At 57.3% G+C, this 19,472-nt stretch carries 20 protein-coding genes; 6 read left to right on the top strand and 14 right to left on the bottom strand.

Features of this window, described 5'->3' with window-relative positions; translation table 11 throughout:
• Window positions 1-77: 77 nt before the first annotated feature.
• Complete coding sequence (locus tag Q672_RS25105) at window positions 78-638, bottom strand: HNH endonuclease (RefSeq protein ID WP_022985225.1); 561 nt, start codon at window positions 636-638, stop codon at window positions 78-80.
• A 237-nt stretch (window positions 639-875) separates the two neighbouring features.
• Entirely contained in the window at window positions 876-1,532 is a 657-nt protein-coding gene (locus tag Q672_RS0117160) for a DUF3047 domain-containing protein (RefSeq protein ID WP_031226387.1), read from the bottom strand.
• Between the two features lie 106 nt (window positions 1,533-1,638).
• Between Q672_RS0117160 and Q672_RS25100 the strand changes: the two genes are divergently transcribed.
• Complete coding sequence (locus Q672_RS25100) at window positions 1,639-3,240, top strand: GMC family oxidoreductase (RefSeq protein WP_022985223.1); 1,602 nt, start codon at window positions 1,639-1,641, stop codon at window positions 3,238-3,240.
• 110 nt (window positions 3,241-3,350) lie between these two features.
• Here the strand turns inward: Q672_RS25100 and rssA are convergent, their stop codons facing one another.
• From rssA to Q672_RS25080, 4 genes are read right to left on the bottom strand one after another with little or no spacing between them, the layout of a single operon-like run.
• Window positions 3,351-4,280 (bottom strand): patatin-like phospholipase RssA, encoded by a 930-nt coding sequence (rssA, locus tag Q672_RS25095; RefSeq protein ID WP_022985222.1) that lies wholly within the window; start codon window positions 4,278-4,280, stop codon window positions 3,351-3,353.
• The gene (locus Q672_RS25090) at window positions 4,277-4,489 is read right to left on the bottom strand and encodes a DUF1289 domain-containing protein (RefSeq protein ID WP_022985221.1); all 213 of its coding nucleotides are present in this window, start codon (window positions 4,487-4,489) and stop codon (window positions 4,277-4,279) included. Before Q672_RS25090 ends, rssA begins: the two co-directional genes overlap by 4 nt.
• Entirely contained in the window at window positions 4,482-5,021 is a 540-nt protein-coding gene (locus tag Q672_RS25085) for a gamma carbonic anhydrase family protein (protein ID WP_022985220.1), read from the bottom strand. Before Q672_RS25085 ends, Q672_RS25090 begins: the two co-directional genes overlap by 8 nt.
• On the bottom strand, window positions 5,018-5,617 hold the full coding sequence (locus tag Q672_RS25080; protein ID WP_022985219.1) for a CoA pyrophosphatase: 600 nt from the start codon (window positions 5,615-5,617) through the stop codon (window positions 5,018-5,020). Before Q672_RS25080 ends, Q672_RS25085 begins: the two co-directional genes overlap by 4 nt.
• A gap of 381 nt (window positions 5,618-5,998) precedes the next feature.
• On the opposite strand from Q672_RS25080, the gene Q672_RS0117150 reads away from it, so the two are divergent.
• The 3 genes from Q672_RS0117150 (at window position 5,999) to Q672_RS25070 (ending at window position 8,578) form a co-directional block, all read left to right on the top strand.
• Window positions 5,999-6,529: a hypothetical protein gene (locus tag Q672_RS0117150; protein WP_158586932.1), complete on the top strand. Its 531-nt coding sequence runs from the start codon at window positions 5,999-6,001 to the stop codon at window positions 6,527-6,529.
• A 46-nt stretch (window positions 6,530-6,575) separates the two neighbouring features.
• Entirely contained in the window at window positions 6,576-7,838 is a 1,263-nt protein-coding gene (locus Q672_RS25075; RefSeq protein WP_022985217.1) for a hypothetical protein, read from the top strand.
• Between the two features lie 320 nt (window positions 7,839-8,158).
• Window positions 8,159-8,578: a hypothetical protein gene (locus Q672_RS25070; protein ID WP_022985216.1), complete on the top strand. Its 420-nt coding sequence runs from the start codon at window positions 8,159-8,161 to the stop codon at window positions 8,576-8,578.
• A gap of 19 nt (window positions 8,579-8,597) precedes the next feature.
• Here the strand turns inward: Q672_RS25070 and Q672_RS25065 are convergent, their stop codons facing one another.
• From Q672_RS25065 to Q672_RS25050, 4 genes are read right to left on the bottom strand one after another with little or no spacing between them, the layout of a single operon-like run.
• Window positions 8,598-9,434 (bottom strand): CsgG/HfaB family protein, encoded by an 837-nt coding sequence (locus Q672_RS25065; protein ID WP_022985215.1) that lies wholly within the window; start codon window positions 9,432-9,434, stop codon window positions 8,598-8,600.
• Between the two features lie 15 nt (window positions 9,435-9,449).
• On the bottom strand, window positions 9,450-9,854 hold the full coding sequence (locus Q672_RS25060) for a curli assembly protein CsgF (RefSeq protein WP_022985214.1): 405 nt from the start codon (window positions 9,852-9,854) through the stop codon (window positions 9,450-9,452).
• Window positions 9,854-10,264, bottom strand: coding sequence for a CsgE family curli-type amyloid fiber assembly protein (locus tag Q672_RS25055; RefSeq protein ID WP_022985213.1), 411 nt, complete (start codon window positions 10,262-10,264; stop codon window positions 9,854-9,856). The genes Q672_RS25060 and Q672_RS25055 overlap by 1 nt, the downstream gene beginning before the upstream one ends.
• Window positions 10,264-10,938 (bottom strand): helix-turn-helix transcriptional regulator, encoded by a 675-nt coding sequence (locus tag Q672_RS25050; protein WP_031226381.1) that lies wholly within the window; start codon window positions 10,936-10,938, stop codon window positions 10,264-10,266. The genes Q672_RS25055 and Q672_RS25050 overlap by 1 nt, the downstream gene beginning before the upstream one ends.
• A 306-nt stretch (window positions 10,939-11,244) precedes the next feature.
• Between Q672_RS25050 and Q672_RS25045 the strand changes: the two genes are divergently transcribed.
• Window positions 11,245-11,802 carry an NUDIX hydrolase gene (locus tag Q672_RS25045; protein WP_022985211.1) on the top strand — a complete coding sequence of 186 codons (558 nt, stop codon included), beginning with the start codon at window positions 11,245-11,247 and terminating at the stop codon, window positions 11,800-11,802.
• Between the two features lie 72 nt (window positions 11,803-11,874).
• Here the strand turns inward: Q672_RS25045 and Q672_RS25040 are convergent, their stop codons facing one another.
• From Q672_RS25040 to purL, 4 genes are all read right to left on the bottom strand, one after another.
• Window positions 11,875-12,204 carry an NIF3 1 gene (locus Q672_RS25040; RefSeq protein WP_022985210.1) on the bottom strand — a complete coding sequence of 110 codons (330 nt, stop codon included), beginning with the start codon at window positions 12,202-12,204 and terminating at the stop codon, window positions 11,875-11,877.
• An 11-nt stretch (window positions 12,205-12,215) separates the two neighbouring features.
• Window positions 12,216-12,923, bottom strand: a complete 708-nt coding sequence (locus Q672_RS25035; RefSeq protein ID WP_031226379.1) for a PaaI family thioesterase — start codon at window positions 12,921-12,923, stop codon at window positions 12,216-12,218.
• A gap of 3 nt (window positions 12,924-12,926) precedes the next feature.
• Window positions 12,927-13,592: a PaaI family thioesterase gene (locus Q672_RS25030; RefSeq protein WP_022985208.1), complete on the bottom strand. Its 666-nt coding sequence runs from the start codon at window positions 13,590-13,592 to the stop codon at window positions 12,927-12,929.
• A 191-nt stretch (window positions 13,593-13,783) separates the two neighbouring features.
• A complete protein-coding gene (gene purL, locus Q672_RS25025; protein WP_022985207.1) occupies window positions 13,784-17,659 on the bottom strand; it encodes a phosphoribosylformylglycinamidine synthase in 3,876 nt (1,291 codons plus the stop codon).
• A gap of 409 nt (window positions 17,660-18,068) precedes the next feature.
• On the opposite strand from purL, the gene mltF reads away from it, so the two are divergent.
• Complete coding sequence (mltF, locus tag Q672_RS25020) at window positions 18,069-19,472, top strand: membrane-bound lytic murein transglycosylase MltF (protein ID WP_022985206.1); 1,404 nt, start codon at window positions 18,069-18,071, stop codon at window positions 19,470-19,472.

The raw sequence follows: 19,472 nt of genomic DNA, 5'->3' as shown, positions 1-19,472 counted from the left end.
AGGCAGTGAACAAAGAGACTCTTTATTTTAAAACCTTCTGAAAACAGCGATTTAGGCACACTTTTTTACATTGAGTTTTACAAGTGACGGCTATCTTTACCAAACTGGTTACGCAGAAAGGCCATTTGGTCACCCCGAATCCGGTGACTGTTTATCAAGGCCAGGTATTCCGCCATATTCGGTACATAGGGCAATGCCAGCAAATCCATATCGATTTCTTCCAATTGGCGATTCCCCTTTCGCTGATTGCAGCGCCGGCACGCCGACACCACATTGGACCAGCGATCTCTGCCACCCCGTGAGGTGGGTACAATGTGGTCACGGGTCAGGGCGTTTTCCGCAAAGGGTTTGCCGCAGTACATACAAAGATGCTGATCACGCCGAAACAGCGCCCGATTGGTTAACGGTGGCGCACTGCGCCGGTAACAGAACGCCTCCCCATCACAGGCAATAATGGAATGCAGTGATAACGATGAACGCTGCCCGGTATCCCGGCTCAATCCCCCACGCAGTCGATAGATCACATCTCCCAGCGTCCAGGTAACCAGGCCACGGGCGTACAAAGTGGCCGCCATCTGCCAATCCAGCCACTCTACGGGAGTGCCAGCCTTGTCCAGACGCAGAATACGTTCACTCATGGGCAACCTCTCTGTCGCATGTGCAGGTAAACGCTATATCAGGAACGATGACGATTCGGCGACAGCGGGGCAAAGAAGACAGGGAGGCCAGCAGACGGAATCTGGGAGGGAGGGATCGTGTTGGCGGTCGGTTCAACACCGCTATGCACCTTTGCCGGGGTCTGTGATTAACCTGCCATGACAGGCTAATCACAGACAGCTCAAATAATATACAGAGGCGGTGACCGACCGCAACTGTCAGGGCGCCTCCCTGAATACAGGCAATTGATAGCAGGCTTGCGCATCGCTGGCGGTGTTGTCGGTGTCTGTCATGATCGCGATGGCATCGACCCGCTCCACCTCAAGACCGTGATAGCGGAGGAAATCCGCCCGGATATCCCGACGAAAATGTTGCCATTCCCCCAGCCCGGTTGGCCCCTGCACTACCACCATGTGCGCCTGACCCGCAAACGGATTGGCCCAGTGCTCACCCACCAACGCCTCACGGGACCAGACATAGTTGATCGCCCGGCTTTGCCAGGGCAGCCAGCCCTTGTGGATGACGTAAACCCGTGCCAGAAAATCATCGCCCTCTTTTTGGCGCTCCGAGCCTGACGGCCAATCGGGCTGGATTTCTGCACGCCACGCCCAGGCCAGTAAGGGGGTTTGCGTCAAATCTACTTGTGATTCGAACACCAGCCCAGATGCGGCATTCGACGACGTCGCCTGCCAGCACTCTCCGGTTTGACGATACCGGGTCTGCCCGGAAAAGGAGACTTCCTGCCAGCCTTCAGGCAACGATTCTGTTGCCGCTGCCAGTGCAGGCGCAGCCCCAAGAAACCCGGAAAGAGGAGACATTAGCAGCAGCGCAGGTATACATTGGACCAGCGAGTCAGTCACAGACCTCGTTTTCATGGCTTAATTTCCTAGAATACACACTATATATAGAGCAAAGGCACGCCCTGTTCGTCGCCACTTTCTTTGCTTTTCGTGCTTGATCTACCTGTTGAAGGCAAACTTCATGGAATTTGATTACATCATTGTCGGCGCTGGCTCCGCCGGCTGCGTCCTTGCCAACCGCCTTTCCGAGAACCCGCAGAACCGGGTCTGCCTGCTGGAAGCAGGTCCTGCAGACAATAGCCTTTTCATTCGTATTCCCGCCGGCATCATCCTGATGATGCGCTCCAACGCTCGCAACTGGCGCTACTACACTGTGCCACAGAAAGCACTCAACAACCGCCAGATCTATATCCCCCGCGGCAAGACCTTGGGCGGTTCCTCGGCGGTGAATGCCATGTGCTACACCCGCGGCCACAAATGGGACTACGACCACTGGGCGGAGCTGGGCAACCGTGGCTGGAGCTATGACGATGTGCTACCGGTTTTCAAGCGCTCAGAGCATTACGAAGACGGGGAAAATGCCTTCCACGGCACCGGCGGCAAGCTGAACATCGCCAACCTTCGCTTCAACCACCCCGTCAGCAACGCCTTTGTCCGTGCCGGGGTTGAAGCCGGCTATCCGGAAACCGACGACTTCAATAACGATGTGCAGGAAGGGGTCGGGCTCTACAAGGTGAACCAGAAAGACGGCGAACGTTGCGGTGTTGCACGCGCTTACCTTCACCCTGCCATGGATCGCCCCAACCTGACCGTGCTGACCAGCTGCCTGGCCAACCGAATCCTGTTTGAAGGTAAACGGGCCATCGGCGTGGAAGTGGAACACAATGGCCAGATTCGGACCCTGAAAGCGGCCAATGAAGTCATTCTCTCCGGTGGTGCGATCAATTCTCCACAGGTGCTGAAACTGTCGGGTGTTGGCCCGGCGGCCGAATTGGCAGAACACAATATCCCGCTGGTGCATGATCTGCCCGGCGTGGGCGAAAACCTGCAGGATCACCCGGATGTGCTCGTGGTCAACAAGAGCAAGAAGAAAGACACCCTGAGCCTGGCCCCCGGTGCCTTGCTGGCCACCGGGCTGAAGGGAATCTTCGACTTCTTTTATCGTCGTACGGGGCAGCTGACCTCTAACGTGGCCGAAGCCGGTGGCTTCATCAAATCCCGCCCCCAAGAGTCCATTCCCGATTTGCAGCTGCACCTGACGGCCGCGCGCCTGGATAACCACGGCCTCAACCTGGCCTTCAGCATGGGCTACGGTTACTCGGGTCACGTCTGCATTCTGCGCCCCAAAAGCCGGGGCAACATCACCCTGCGTGATGCCAACCCGCGCTCTCCCGCACTGATCGATCCGCGCTTCCTGGAACATCCTGATGACATGGAAGGAATGCTGCGAGGGCTCAAGACCATGCGAAACATCATGCAGCAATCCGCTCTGGATGACTGGCGTGGCGAGGAAATTTTCCCGGGCAAAGATGTGCAAAGCGATGACGAATTACGAGCCTTCCTGCGCCGCAAATGCGACAACATCTACCACCCGGTGGGAACCTGCAAGATGGGCAAGGATGATATGTCGGTAGTCGATGACCGCTTACGCGTTCACGGCCTGGAAGGATTGCGGGTCATTGATGCGTCGATCATGCCAACACTGGTGGGGGGCAACACCAACGCGCCCACAGTGATGATCGCTGAGAAAGGCGCCGACTTTATACTCGGACTGGAAGACTAACCGTCAGAAACCGTCTTGCCACAACGCCCGAATGGGCAAGTGGCAAGACGGCAGAAGTGCATCAGCAGGCCGTTACGGCTGTATTCCGCTCTGGCGAATTCGGCGCGATACTAGACCCGATCCGCCAGGGGCGACCCGACCCAGGCCAGAATGTCGGCTTCGTAACGTTTCACCAACGCCCGCCCTTCCTCGATCGCTTCCTTCGCCCGGTGGAAATCCATGAGGGCAAAATCTTCCAGCATCGGCACCAAGGTGACCTCTGGTGGATCGCCCGCCATACGCGAACGGGTAATGCGGTCCTGCATGATATTGATGCTGGAGGCCACCACATCAAAGAACCCGGGATCTTCTCCATCACTGGAGGAGAAGTAATCCATCATCTTGTTCCAGATGCTACGCTCTTCATCACTTCCTCCGGCCTGATCAGCCTGGGCTCGGGAATCACGCGCCATGTGAGCACCCACCAGCTGGGCATTCAGATTCACCGCGATCACCACATCCGCACCCATGGCGCGAGCGGCAGAAACCGGTACCGGGTTAACCAGCCCTCCATCGAGCATCCAGCGGCCTTGACGTTTCACCGGTGAAAACAGCCCCGGTAACGCACAGGAAGCCCGGGCGGCATCCAGCATCTTGCCTTCAGTAATCCAGACTTCCCGACCGCTTTGCATATCTGTGGCCACCGTGACCAATTTCTTGTCCAGGGTCTCGATATCCGGGTTGGCATGGTGCTCCCGGAAAAAACCAAACAGCTTCTCGCCCTTCACCATGCCACCGGAAAAACTGATATCCAGCAGCCCGAACACATCTTTGACCGTGAGCGTTTCCACCCAGTCAGCAAACGCATCGAGTGAACCGGTGACATAAGCCCCCCCCACCAGGGCGCCTATCGACGTACCCGCAACAACCTGGGGTTCGACACCGATCTCTTCCAGAGCCTGTATGATGCCGATGTGGGCCCAGCCACGGGCAGAGCCGCTCCCCAACGCCAGCCCGACAACCGGTTTAGTGCCCTGCTCCTGCGCAAGCTGCGTGGTCATTGGCCATCCTTTTTCTTGCGCACCACACAGGGCGCGGCGTCGCCATTCATCCGTAATTCGATCCGGCGGAATACCTCTCGTTTTTCCTCATCAGACAGCAAGCCCCAGATAGAAATTTCTCCCCCCGTGCGATAACACCCGACACAGATATCGTCTTCGTCCAGGGCGCAAATGGACACACAGGGGGAAACAAGCTGCCGATCAGTCATGGGAGAAGCGTTCATCCACTTCAAGGTGTTCCCGAAATTCCTTGGCATGAGCGACATAGTGCATGCTGCTCATGGTCAGCATGGCCTTGTGGCCATCAGTAATTTCCTTGACCACTTTCGCAGGTGAGCCCATCACCAGAGAGTTATCGGGAATTTTCATGCCTTCCGGGACCAGGGAATTGGCACCGACAATACAGTTTTTACCGATAACCGCCTTGTTGAGCACCACCGCATTGATACCGATAAGGCTATTGTCCCCAATGGTACAGCCGTGCAGCATGACCTTGTGGCCGACCGTCACATCCCGACCGATCTTCATGGGAACACCGGGATCAACGTGCAGCACCGAGCCATCCTGAATGTTGGTGTTCTCACCGATTTCAATGACATCATTATCGGCACGCAGCACCGCGTTAAACCAGATGCTGGTATTGGCTTCCATGATGACCGAGCCGATTACAGTAGCGTTGTCGGCAATCCAGTGGCCCTCGCCACGCATCTCCAGCTGACGGCTGCCTATTTTATATATCATGTGCTGTCCTTACCGACCGGCAGTCCAGTGACATCAAACTGGATACCCGCATCGTAAACGTGATTGATCAATTCCAGGATCATGAAGGCCGTGAGCCCCCAGATTCGCTTGTCCTCATAGTAATAGCTGGGAATCCTGAACCGACGCCCGAAAAAGTCTATCGGGCTGGACAATTCCGGGGTCTCCTCCAGAAAAAAGCGCAGCGGCACCTGGAAGATTTGCTCAATTTCACCCGGCTCTGCCTGCAACGGTGCTTCGGGATGAACGATGCCGACAAACGGCGTGACTTTCATGCCATAGCGGGATGCCACAGGTGACAATTGCCCCAGTACATCCACATATCGGGACTCCAGGCCTACCTCTTCGTGGCTCTCTCTCAGCGCCGTCATGAGCAAATTTTTGTCGCCCGGATCCCGCTTGCCTCCTGGAAACGCCACTTCACCGGCGTGGGTCGGCATACTGCTGGAACGCACTGTCAGAATCACCCGAGGATCAGGGGCATCAACCAGCGGCATGAGTACTGCTGCCTCCGGGAGTGCCAGCGGCAATTCAGTGCGTTGGTAACCAGGCAAGCGCTGCCTGAGCAAATCGAGCACACGGCTCCCCTTCTGATGACAGATTCAAACGGTAGTTTGAACAGCAATTCCCGCTGCGGCAAGTCACCTTCTCCATCCGGCATCACCTCCGTGTTGTGGCGGCAAATCCATGGTGGGTCAATTTCCTACACCGGGAGGCTAACGCCCCCCACTCTCCCATTGCCCTTGCAACGCAGCGCTTGACCCCTGCTGCCCTGTTTCGCAGCAGAACTAATGCGATTCTTCGGCACGGCTGTATAGCACCGAAGTGTTAAATCGTGCACAGAAATTCAGCACCCATGGCGAATTTCGCCCCACTCTGAAACACGCAAGACTCCACCAGCAAGAAACACGATGCCGGGATGGCATCACGAAACCGACATGGCGCTCAGGGATGGCAACATGGGAACAAGGCAAGTCAAACGCCTTTTATCAGCATGCATGCTGCTACTGCTCAGTATGCAGTCCGCTGCCGGCGATCTGTCCCTGTTCAGCGAAATCCCTCTCGGTAACGAAGCCGACATTTCACAGCGGGGCGCCGATCTGGTTGCCCATATCCAGCAGTCTGGCACCAATCATGGGGCTGTTGAACAGCAAGGTAACAGTCATAACGCCCGCCTATTGCAAAACGGCTACGCCAATCAGGCTGATGTCATCCAGTACGGTTCACAACAGCAGGCCGACATCTCACAGCTCGGCTGGGAAAACCTGGCTGTCGTTGCGCAATACGGCATGGGCAATAGCGTCAAAATTGATCAGAACGGTTTGTACAACACCGCCATTGTGGAGCAGGTCGGGGAATACAACCGCGCCTATATCCAGCAATACGGAACAGGAAACCGTGCCGACATAACCCAAAACGGCACGGCAAACGGAATTTCGGTTTCCCAATACGGGGCCGGGATGAATGTCTCGATTCAGCAATGGGACTGACTTTGCAGCACTTTTTTTGCCTAGATAACGATGAGGAGAAATACTCATGAACGTAATGAAGCCCCTGGCCGTCGCCGTACTGGCCGCCATCACCAGCACCAGCTGGGCCGCCGGCAGCACTGCCACCACTAACCAGACCGGCAACGGCAACGCTGCCACGACGACCCAAAGTAACGTCAATGATGCTGTTGCTACCGTTGATCAGAACGGTGACAACAACAGCGCAGACGTGAGCCAGGCTAACAGCGCCAACATGATGACGGCCGATATCGATACCACCGGTAACGACAATATGGCCACCATCAACCAGGACGACAGCTGGTTCGCAACGGCGACCATCGAGCAGGTGGGCGACGCCAACGATGCCGATATCAACCAGATCGATATCTCTGACAACACCAACGGTTCCATTCAGCAAATTGGCGGCACATTCTCGTCCGTAGCAAGCATTGATCAGGATGCAGCGCTTTCCAGCGACGCCAGCATTGTGCAGAGCGCATCGACTGATGCCGATGCCAGTATCACCCAGACCAGTGGTGTTAACCTGCAAGCAGACATTACCCAGAACAATCTGATTGGTTCTGTGGCCACTGTCACCCAAACCAACATCAATAACACCGCGACAGTTCTGCAGGACGATAGCTGGTTCGCTACTGCAACCGTCGATCAGACCGGTGCAGACAACACTGCGGACATCAGCCAGGTTGCCATTTCTGATGGCGCTACCGCCACCATCCTGCAATCCGGTGACAATAACGACGGCAGCATCAGTCAGGACTTCTCCTGGTTGTCCAGCGCACTCATCGACCAAAGCGGTGTGAACGGCTTTGCTACTGTGATTCAGGATGAGTCCACCGAAAGTTCTGCCACGATCATGCAGTCTGGCGACAGCAATATTGCCGAAGTGGATCAGGGCCTGGGGGATCGTAACCTCGCGACCCTCACTCAATCGGGTCTTGCCAACTTTGGTCGTGTTGAACAGTCCGGCTCTGACAATGTTGGCGCGGTCACTCAGTCTGGTGACAACAACATTGGGGATATCGACCAGTGGGGTGGTAATGGTGAAGCGACCATTCTGCAGTCCAACTCTGGCAATGATGCCTACATCAACCAGACTGCACCTGCCGAGTATGGCATTGCCTCTATTGAGCAATCTGGTGCGGGTAACGTTGCCGACATTCTGCAGACAGGCCTGGGCACCGGCCTCGACCCGAACACCGCGTCCATTCTGCAGTCTTCTGATGTCAACGCCGCCAGCATCAGCCAGCACGGCGGTGCCGGTAACAACGCCTCAATTACACAAATGTAATTCGGCGTGAAGTAAAAAGGGGGCCACCCTATGTGGCCCCCTTTTTTTACCATGACAACACCGTCCCTGGCACTGCAATGATCTTTTTCAACCTACATCAGGCCCTGAACACCATGGCAATTTGGCATTGATTACCCAGTCTCTTGTGTCAGCGAACAAGCTAAACTTGCACGTTGCCCTGGCTATTATCGGGCCGGATGGAAACCAGGAAAGGTATTGAAAAAATCACAGCCTGCGGACTGCACCCCAGGCATTGATGCGCCATAAAAGTCCTGGAGACCAACCCTTGGCGCTTACTATCCACTACGGGAGTGACGACCATGACGGTAGGCTATCGATTCAAACGCCCAGGCTTGCCCACTCTGCTCTTTCGCTCGGGTCTGGTGTTGCTGGGAGGAATATTTTTTAGTCCCGCGTACAGCAACCGTGCGGGCTCGCCGATGTGCACGATGGAAATACTCCATGAAAACCGAACGTCACTGCATCACTTTCAGCTATCCGTGACCTGCGAAACCATCGGCGAGCCGGTTTACTATGACATCGTGCTGGAAAAACAGGGACAGAGCGGCAAAAGCCGCTCCCGTCAAAGCGGCAAGATGCTTAGCCAAATACAACCACAGCGGGCAGGACAATTGAGCATCAATATCGCCAGCAACGACAAGATCAGGATTACTGCCGTCCTGCGTAACGAGGACGCAAGGGTTATCGCCGAGCGCAGCCAGATAGTGACAGCGCAATAAGGTTTTCGGTCAGGCTTTCCTATTGCTGTAATGCCAGGCTGTATTGCTGGATCACATCCGATTCCATATCCGCCGGGTTCTTCAGCTGCCAGTTACCTTCCACAACACCCTTGACGATCAAGTGGGCAACGGCCGCCTCAATCGCCAGCTTCACGCACTGCTGGACCGGTTCATTGGTTGTCACACCGGCTTCGGTTTCCAATAGCTCCTTAAAATCAATATAGCGATAGACACCGACCTGAAGCTCCTTGCTGTAGATCGTTTTTCGGGTAGAGACTGTGCTGATAATACGACCTGTACGCACATCCACTGCGCGCAGGTTTACGGTCACCTGATCAGCACGGTACTGCTCCGATGCGCCTACACCGAGATAGCGAGCACCCAGCCCGCCAGTTTTGATATTGGTTTCATAGGCAACAATCCCCCCCTGGAACAGGATATCAGAGGAAAAAAGGTCGGGAACATCGGCCACAGCCATACCGCTTTTCTGGCGCTTTTCCACCACCGCCCGCGCGATTTTTCGTTCGGTGAGCAGGTCCTGCAACCCCTCCCTTTCCAGCGTCAGAAACCACCCAGACCTGTTTAGTGCATCGATAAGAAAGGCCGCCGCCCCTTGTGTGACTGCAGTTGAGAAAGACGATGACGGTGCCGGCCGATATTGCCCGGTCAGGTCCCGAAAGCTGTATACCGAGGCCATAATTCGTCCCTTTGGCTCAGGCAGTTTTTCAAGATCCTCGGCAACTTCGGATTTTTCCACCAGCGCCGGCGACTCCGGCTCAAGGGGAGGAGTAACGCAGGCGGACAACAACGCAACCAGCACCAACGCGGTGCCGCCCTTGATGATTGTGAAATCCATATTCGTCCCTGAATACTAAAAGCTGTCCGGTACCAACCCATCCACTTCAATCTGGGTGATTTCCCCGGTATTGATGTCTTCGATGATGATCGAAAGGATGCCCTGGTTATCCACGATATTGATGGCAAAGTCTTCCGTGACAATGCTCCCTTCGTTCCCGGCACCCACGTCAGCCAGCAATTGGCTGAGCAAGCGTGACTGCAGCGAGGAAGTCAGGCGATCAAGATCAGAGGGGCGCTCGTAGGATGATGATGCCGCACTGGGATCCTTGTAATCATTTTGCGCCTGGGCATTGCCGAGCAAGTGGGAACCGTTCAGTGGGTTGCCGCCGAAATTCGGGTTTACGGGTTGGTACACCAGCTCACTGGCAACGGCCGGCACACTTAGCGCCAGCAGTCCCAGCACTGTCATCTTTTTCATCAGTAGCCATCCTTGGCCAGATCCGGGTTATCTACCAGAGCATTCATCAATGTCAGACGCCTGACCTGCATCTCCACTGATTGCACCATCGACTGCACCCGGGCATCTTCCCAATTGGATGCGAAAGACAAGACAAAACGACTCAGCGTACTGTCTGCTCCCTTAATCGTGATAATGCTGCCGCTTCTGGCGGAGGGTTGCTCGAAAATACTGAGACTGAACGGCGTATCCGGATACAGATAATGCCGTTGATAGGCGAACTGCTGGTAGAACCGCTTACCGATAGGTGTCACTGTCTGGTCTACCACCACGCCCATCTCCTGTTCCAGATCTGAGGCGTGGCCTGCAGAGAAGGTCAGCAACAATCCCAGTAGCAGTATCTCGCACCAGGCATGCTGCCGGGCAGCCATTAGCGCCCTTCTTCTTCCAGGTGGTTTTCATGCACCCAGCGCATCACCCCTACCCGGTTCTTGACTCCAACCTTGCGGTACAGGCTCTGCAGGTGGGCCTTGACGGTATGGGTGCTCAGGCACAGGGCGTCGGCGATTTCGTTGTTGCTCATACCCCGCACCACATGGTCCAGCATCTGACGCTCCCGGCTGGTGAGGCTTTCAAACACATGACCACACCGGGTCGGTGTCTTGCGGTGGCGCACCAGATAATCCATGTAGTTACGAGGGAACCAGCTTCTTCCCTTGCACACCACATCGATGGCCTTGGAGATCAGAGTATCGTTATCTTGTTGATAGATAACACCTTTAACAACTGGCCAGTTCAACAGGAAAAATATATTGTCGCCACGGTCTGCATTGACCAGAATTACCCGGCACAATGGCATCCGTTCCTGGATACGCCCCAGCAATCTCTCGATTTCCGCCGAGGGAAAATCGAGAACGTTAATGAGAACCAGATCATCTTGAATCTGGTCGCAGAACAAGTCATCGCGGGTAATCGCAGTACAACTGACTCCCCGCTGAGTCTCGATAGACTTGGCGAGCAAACGGATAGCAAGGTTGTTACAGTGAGAGACAACCAGGTAGGTTTTACTGTCGTCACGCGTTCCCTGCGCCATCGAAGCGTCCATATCAATTCCCCTATTTCCCCTATTCACAGGCCAAAGACCTTAGTGAGGGTCGTTCCCTTCCAGATGGCCTCACGGCCAAAAAAACGAATTCACTTCAGCGTCGGAGCCTAGTCTAGGCCGAAGCACTCACTGCCGGCACTAATCCTTCTGGCTATTTTTAAAGATTGAAAAAATGTGACAGTGGTCACAAATTGGTCTGCATTTTTTTTATACTCCTTCTCGTAGAGAATTGCACCCCCACGAATGAGGTATTGCCGTTATCATCTCGGGTACACTTAAGCGTCCCTTCCATAAAAGTGAGCTTTCATGCGTTTTTGTAGTCACTGCGGCAACCCGGATTTACATTTCAGTATCCCCGAAGGTGACAACCGCCCCCGCTATTGGTGCGATCAGTGCAACACCATCCACTACCAAAATCCCAAGATTGTGGTTGGCGCGGTACCGGTTTGGGAAGGCAAGGTCCTGCTTTGCAAACGAGATATCGAGCCGCGCAAAGGCTACTGGACACTACCCGCCGGCTTTATGGAGAACGGGGAAACCCTCCAAGAGGGCGCCATCCGCGAGACCTGGGAAGAAGCCTGCGCCACTGTGGCGATCAAGGACCTCTACACGGTATTCAATCTTCCACACATCAATCAGGTGTACGTATTCTTTCTCGGTGAGTTGGTCGAGGGAAAGTACGGGGTAGGCGAGGAAAGCAGCGATGCCGGCTTGTTTGCACTGGACGAGATTCCCTGGGATGAACTGGCCTTTCCCACGATTGGCCGCACCCTGCGCTTTTACATTGATGATCTGAAGGAAGACCGTTTCCCGGTGCGATGCCAGGATATTGCCCCGCTGAAGCGTCGCCCCAGCGAGGACTAAAGGCAGTTAATTTCCTGCCGTCAGGCCACTGCCAGGGGCAATGCTCCGGCAAGGAGCGCTACAGCGGCGGGATCAGGCGGGAAGCGGTTCCAGCTTCCACAGATCAATGGCGGGCTCTTCATAGGGGTGCACCAGCCGTAAGGCACTAATCGCCGCCTGCAGACAGGCGGCGGTGACGATGGTTTCGACCCGGTATTCCTCGACTACCTCAACTTCCCCCTGCTGGCCCAGAAAAGGCTGGCTGCCATCAAGAGGGCGAAACTGACCGTGCCCCAATACCTGAAAGGCACAACAGTCGTAGTCACCAATGTGACCGGCTCCGGCCTGGAAGATCGCCTGCTTCACTTGCTCCACATGGCTCACCGGCACGTAGAAACACAGCTTGTAGGTCATCTCTTCCATGGTCACTCCTGTTATTGGGCGCGAATGGCAGCTTCCAGCTCTGCGTATTCCGGCTTGAGGGCATACTCGCCGTGGGCGGAGATCCAGATCCCTTCTGCGGCCACCGTTTGTTGGCCATTGACCCAGACCGAACCTTCGCAGAGCAGCTTGCGCCGGTCCAGTTTGATCAATCGGGCTTCGAAATCCACATCATGCTGAATGGGCGTTCCGGCCAGATAGCGGATATTGAGGGTGCCGGTCATGCCGATCTGCCGCACATAATCCTGTGTCTTGGCCATCAGCATATCCAGAGACAGGGCCAACACGCCACCGTGCACTCGCCCCGGCGGCCCCTGATAGACCATGCCAAAGTGGGCGCGCCCACGCACCGTGTCACCGTCGAGCCATAACTCCAGCGGCGGGGAGACCGGGGATGCCTTGCCGGAAAGGATCTCGAAATCCACCAGATCGGTAACGTCGTCGCCACTGCCCTGCCCCGCCAGCAGGCGCTGGGTAATCTCCATGTAATCCCGATTGCCGTACTGGGCCAGGTCATCGCGCATCTGGTTCACGTGTGCGTTGTATTCGCGCAGTTTTGACTCCGGCGCATCCAGGCGCAGCACCTGCTCGTTCAGGTCCGCCAGCGCCTTGCCCAGGTCGCGATGCAACTGGGCCCGCGGCGTCGGTGCCGGCGTTTCTGCCACGCGGATATCCTTGAAGTGGTACCTTGGCTCACTCATGTGCTACCCCAAACTCTTGGGGGTCAACCACACCCCTTCTGCGTGCACAGTCTGCTGGTCTCCGTGCCAGATACTGCCTTCGATAAAGATCTTGCGCCCTTCCTGCCCGGTAATCCTTGCACGGCAGGTAATCGTGTCTTCAATGGGGGTCCCTGCCAGATAGCGGATATTCAACGTGCCGGTGACGCCCAGCCGGAAGGCGGCGTGCAGGGCCCGTGACAATACCGCGTCCAGAATCCAGGCGATCACCCCACCGTGCACCCGCCCCGGCGGGCCCTGGTATTGCTGCCCCAAACGCAGGGTACCTTCGACCCCCTCCTGGCCCTCTTGCACCCAGGTGACCTGGGGCGCAATCGGGTTGGCACCGCCACTGACCGGATCAAAATCCATCATGTGGTAAAGGTCTTCGATGGTGGCCGCCCCGGTAAACAGCTTGCGATTCGCCTGCTTGCTGTCGCGCCGTTCCGGCTCCCCCACCGTCGCCACCACGGCTTCCAGTTGCTCGGCCCAGTGCTGCAGGGTGGCTTGATCCACCTCGGCACGAATCACCCGCTCGGACAACGTACGCATGGCAGTACTGATACGCCGACGCAGAACAAAATCATCCGGCACAGGCTCGGTGCTGTAAGCCTTCTGCAATTCAAAAGGCCCGAAGGTTTTTTCGGTCATGAATAATTCAGTGAACAGTTAACAGTGAATAATGAACAGCGAAACACAGTTCAAACGATCGTTTGATTCTGAACATCGCCTCTCGCCGCCACAAGTTCATAAAAGGACATAAAAAAGGCGGAAATGGCCAAGCCATTTCCGCCTTTTTAGTTTCCAGCTGTCAACTGTCCACTATCAACTGTCAATTGCGCTTAACCGACCCACTTACGCGCGTTGGCAAACATTCGCAGCCAGGGGCCGTTTTCGTGGCCGCGCCAGTCGTCGGGGATCCAGCTGTTTTGCAGCACGCGGAACACCCGCTCCGGGTGCGGCATCATGATGGTGACGCGCCCGTCGGTGGTGGTAAAGCCGGTAACGCCCTGCGGGGAGCCGTTCGGGTTGGCCGGGTACTGCTCGGTGGCGTTGCCACGACCGTCCACGTAACGCAGCGCCACGAGTCGCTGCTCGAGGTTACGCTTCAGAGTCTCGTCCGCCAGCTCTACCCGTCCTTCGCCGTGGGCCACGGCAATCGGTATGCGGGTACCCGCCATATCCTTGAGCAGAATGGAGGGCGAATCCTGGATCTCCACCAGCGAGGTTCGTGCTTCAAACTGCTCGGACAGGTTGCGCACAAAGCGCGGCCAGTGTTCGGCACCGGGGATCAGGTCTTTCAGATGCGACAGCATCTGGCAGCCATTACATACCCCCAGTGCAAAGGTATCTTCGCGGAAGAAGAAACGGTTGAAGTCCTCGCGGAGGGATTCGTTGTACAGCACGGTCTTGGCCCAGCCGCCGCCGGCACCCAATACATCACCGTAGGAGAACCCGCCACAGGCCACCAGCCCCTTGAAATCTTCCAGCTTCACGCGGCCAGCCAGCAGATCGCTCATGTGCACATCAATGGCGTCAAAACCGACACGGTCGAAGGCCGCGGCCATCTCGGTCTGACCGTTAACCCCCTGCTCGCGCAAGATCGCCATTTGCGGGCGCGCGCCCGTGTTGATCATGGGCGCGGCCGGGTTCTCGGTCATATCGAAGGTCAGGCGCACGTTCAGGCCCGGGTTGTTGCTGTCCGGGATGGCATCAAATTCCTGACGGGCACAATCCGGGTTATCGCGCAGGGCCTGAATCCGGTAGCTGGTTTCCGCCCAGATGCGGTGCAGCTCCCGGCGCGGTGTCTCCAGCAGGATGCCACCGCCCAGACGCAGACGAATTACGTCGTCGCCATCGGGCTGCCCCAGACGGAACACGCACTGACTCAGACCGGCCTTGTCGAACCGCTGCACCACCTCATCGGCATGCTCGGCAGGCACCTGAATCACCGCCCCCAGCTCTTCCGCGAACAGTGCGGCCACCGCCTCCGGGCCATCGCCGGCGATGTGATCCAGGGTAATGTCCAGACCGGTGCGGCCGGCGAAGGCCATCTCGGTAAGGGTGGCGAACAGACCGCCGTCAGAGCGGTCGTGGTACGCCAGCAGTTTGCGTTCCGCCAGCAATTGCTGGGTCACCTCGAAGAAGGCAATCAGGTCTTTGGCATCGTCCAGATCCGGGGGAACATCCCCCACCTGACCGTACACCTGCGCCAAAGCCGAGCCCGCCAGACGGTTTTGGCCACGGCCCAGATCCAGTAGCAACAGCTCGCTGTCCACTCCGGTCTTGAGTTCGGGGGTGACGGTCAGATCAATGTCGGTCACGGTGGAGAAGGCCGAGATGATCAGCGACAAGGGCGAGGTAACGCTCTTGTCGATACCCTTCTCGTTCCACACGGTGCGCATGGACAGGGAGTCCTTGCCAACCGGGATGGCAATCCCCAGCTGCGGGCACAGTTCCATGCCCACGGTTTTCACGGTGTCGAACAGGGCCTGGTCTTCTCCCGGATGGCCGGCAGCAGCCATCCAGTTGGCAGACAAACGAATCTGCCCCAGGTCGCCAATGTGGGCACCACTAATGTTGGTGATGGCTTCCGCTACCGCCATGCGACCGGATGCAGCCGCATCCACCATGGCCACCGGGGTACGCTCGCCCATGGACATGGCTTCACCCAGGTTCTGGTTAAAGCCGGTCGCGGTAACCGCACAATCGGCCACCGGCACCTGCCAGGGGCCCACCATCTGGTCACGGTGAACCAGGCCGGTGATAGAACGGTCACCGATGGTGATCAGGAAACTCTTGGAGGCCACGGTGGGCAGGCGCAGCACCCGCTCGCCGGCCTCTTTCAGATCAATCCCTTCGGTGGTGAAGGTCTGACGCTGGAAGTCTTCACGGTCGAAACTGCGCTGCATCTTCGGTGGCTTGCCAAACAACAGATCCATGGGCAGATCCACCGGCGGCTTGCCGAAGTGCTCATCGCTGACGGTCAGGTGTTCTTCGTTGGTTGCTTCGCCCAGCACCGCGTAGGGCGTGCGCTCACGCTTGCAGATGGCATCGAAGCGGTCGATATCCGCAGGCATCACCGCCAGCACATAACGCTCCTGGGCTTCGTTACACCAGATCTCCACCGGGCTCATGCCAGGCTCGGAATTGGGGATGCGACGCAGCTCCAGCTGAGCGCCCATATCGTGGTCGTGGACCAGCTCGGGCAACGCATTGGACAAGCCGCCCGCCCCCACGTCATGGATGGACACAATCGGGTTGTCGTCACCCAGGGCCCAGCAGCGATCAATCACTTCCTGCACCCGACGTTCGATTTCCGGGTTATCCCGCTGTACAGAGGCGAAATCCAGCGCTTCATCCGACTGGCCGGACGCCATGGAACTGGCGGCACCGCCCCCCAGACCAATCAGCATGGCCGGGCCACCCAGCACAATAATCTTGGCCCCTTCGGTGATCGGGTTCTTTTCCACATGGCCGTCACGGATGTTGCCCATGCCGCCAGCGATCATGATCGGCTTGTGGTAGCCGCGGACTTCATCGCCATTCACCCCCGGCGCCTCGATTTCCAGGGTACGGAAATAGCCACACAGGTTGGGACGACCAAATTCATTATTGAAGGCCGCCCCGCCAATAGGCCCTTCGATCATGATATCCAGCGCCGAGGCAATCCGGCCCGGCTTGCCATAGGGCTGTTCCCAGGGCTGCTGGAAACCGGGAATATTCAGGTTGGACACGGAGAAACCGGTCATACCCGCCTTGGGCTTGGAACCACGACCGGTGGCACCTTCATCACGGATTTCACCGCCGGAACCCGTAGCCGCCCCCGGGTGCGGGGCAATCGCGGTGGGGTGGTTGTGGGTTTCCACCTTCATCAACAGGTGCACCGGCTCGTTAACGAACTGGTAACGGGCACTGTCCGGGGCCGGGAAGAAACGATCGGCAACAGGACCGGCGACCACGGAAGCGTTGTCCTTGTAGGCACTCAACACGCCTTCGGGGGCATTGTTGTAGGTGTTGCGGATCATCCCGAACAGGCTCAGTTCCTGTTCCTCTCCGTCGATGGTCCAGTCCGCATTGAAGATCTTGTGACGACAGTGCTCGGAATTGGCCTGGGCGAACATCATCAACTCGGCATCCGCCGGGTTACGGCCCAGAGCGGTAAAACGCTCTACCAGATAATCGATTTCGTCATCTGCCAGCGCCAGACCCAGTTCGCTATTGGCCGTGGCGAGCGCGTTGCGGCCACCACCGATCACATCCACGGTGCTCAGCTCGCGGGGGGCATGGTGGGCAAACAGGGCTTCAGCATCGTTCAGCTCCGCCAGCACCACTTCTACCATGCGGTCATGCAGCGCCGCCGCCAGCGTCGCGCGGTCCCCTTCGCCGTCCAGACGGTATTCAATGCCGCGCTCGACACGCTCCACCTGGGTCAGGCCGGCGTTGTGGCAAATATCCGTGGCCTTGGACGACCAGGGCGAGATCGTGCCGGGGCGTGGCACCACCACGAAACGTTGGCCGTCCACGTCATCCTCTTCCAGGCTCGGGCCGTATTGCAGCAGCCCTTCCAGCACCTGCTGCTGAGCACCGTCCAGTGGCTCGTGCAATGCCACAAAGTGAACGAATCGGGCTGAAATAGCGGTAATCCCGGGCAGGGATTCCAGCAGTTTTTCCTTGCGAAATGCGGACAGGGCCGGGCTTCCGGAGAGGATCAGCATAGTGCGCCTTACTCTGATTGATCAGTGGGGGATGAAGTGGAGCCAAATTCAGGGCCGCAATGATACGGGATTTGCCTGCCTATCGCAGCCTTCATGGGGTGCAAATTTCCCCTAGCTCTGGATCCCTCCCCTGCCCCGCCCTCTCAGGGCTCACCCCTTCATAAGACGGTAGCAAATCACCTACGCCACTTGCCTGATAAGCAAATTCATGCTCTTTACCGGACTTTTAAAATTTGTGCAAAAAACCGGCTATTGTCCGACAAATGGTTACAGATCATGGGGTTGGCAATGCTAGAGTGCGCCCCAAGTTTCGTGATATAGATCACAGGTAGTGGGAGAAAGGCTCCCAACCGGTCGGCGGTAGGCAGTATCGACCTGTCTGGACAACCTGACAGAGGTACCACCCAAGATGACGGTATTCTTTCGACACAGTAAGCATTTGCTCGCCTCGCTGGCGCTATTCGGCGTGGTCGGGATGATGCTCGCCATGCGCCCCACCCCCTCCGCCATGGAGCGGGTGATGGATCGTGGTGAACTGGTCGTTATTACCCGTCCTTCCAACACCACCTACTATGAAGACCAGCACGGCGAAACCGGCATGGAATTCGAGCTTGCCAAAGGCTTTGCTGACAGCCTGGGGGTGAAACTCAAGGTGCTGGAGTCCGACGACCTCTCCTACATCCGTTACGCCATCCGTAAAGGCACTGCGGATATCGCCGCAGCAGGCCTGGTGGTGACCCCCGAGCGTACCGAAAGCCTGCGATTCACCACCCCTTATCAACAAGTCGATTCCCTGGTCGCCCGCCGCCTGGACAGTCCGCGCCTGCGCGGTCTGGCGGATATGGTCGGCTACACGGTGGCCGTGCCGGCAGGTTCAAGCCATGCCGAAATGTTGATCCAGGCCCAGCTGGAAACCCCGGAACTGGAATTCATTGAAGTAGAAGACGCCACACCGGAGCAATTGCTGGCACTGGTGGAAGATGGCGAGGTGGATTACACCCTGATCCACTCCAATTCCTATGCCCTGCAGCGAGCCTTGTGGCCAGACCTGATTGCCGACTACACCGTGGCCACTGACATGCCCCTGGCCTGGGCGTTCAATCCCAAGGATGACAAAAGCCTGTATCTGGCAGCCCAGCGCTTCCTGACCCAGGCCAAAGCCGATGGCACTACCGCCAAGCTGGAAGATCGTTTCTACGGGCATGTGGAGTACTTCAACCTGTACGCTGCCCGCAGCTTCATGCGTCACCTGGAAGAACGGCTGCCACGCTACGAAGAGCTGTTCCGCTCCGCTGCAGACGACAATGAATTCGACTGGCGCCTGCTGGCTGCCGTGGCCTATCAGGAGTCCTTGTGGGATCCGGGCGCCATCTCCCCGACCGGGGTGAAGGGCCTGATGATGCTGACCAATGATACCGCTCGGCAGATGGGCATCAGCGACCGTACCGACCCGGAACAAAGCATTCGTGCCGGCGCCGCTTACCTGCGCCGCGTACACGCCAAGATCCCGGACCGCATCCCGGAGCCCAGTCGTACCTGGATGGCGCTGGCGTCCTACAACGTGGGTTTCGGACATCTGGAAGATGCCCGTGTTCTTACCCAGCGCCAGGGCGGCGACCCGGACAACTGGCAGGATGTGAAACAGCGTCTGCCCATGCTCGCCAAACCTGCGTATGCAGAGCAGCTGAAATACGGCACCGCCCGTGGCGGTCAGGCTGTGGTCTACGTCCGCCATATCCGTCGTTACTACGACCTGTTGGTGTGGGCAGAAAACAGCCGTCGTCGTGATGATACCCGCGTGGCTCTTCACTAA

Origin of the sequence: Alcanivorax sp. P2S70, assembly GCF_000475295.1 — a bacterium.
In the GTDB taxonomy this organism is placed as follows: domain Bacteria; phylum Pseudomonadota; class Gammaproteobacteria; order Pseudomonadales; family Alcanivoracaceae; genus Alcanivorax; species Alcanivorax profundi.
This window is presented reverse-complemented; position numbering and strand designations above follow the sequence as displayed.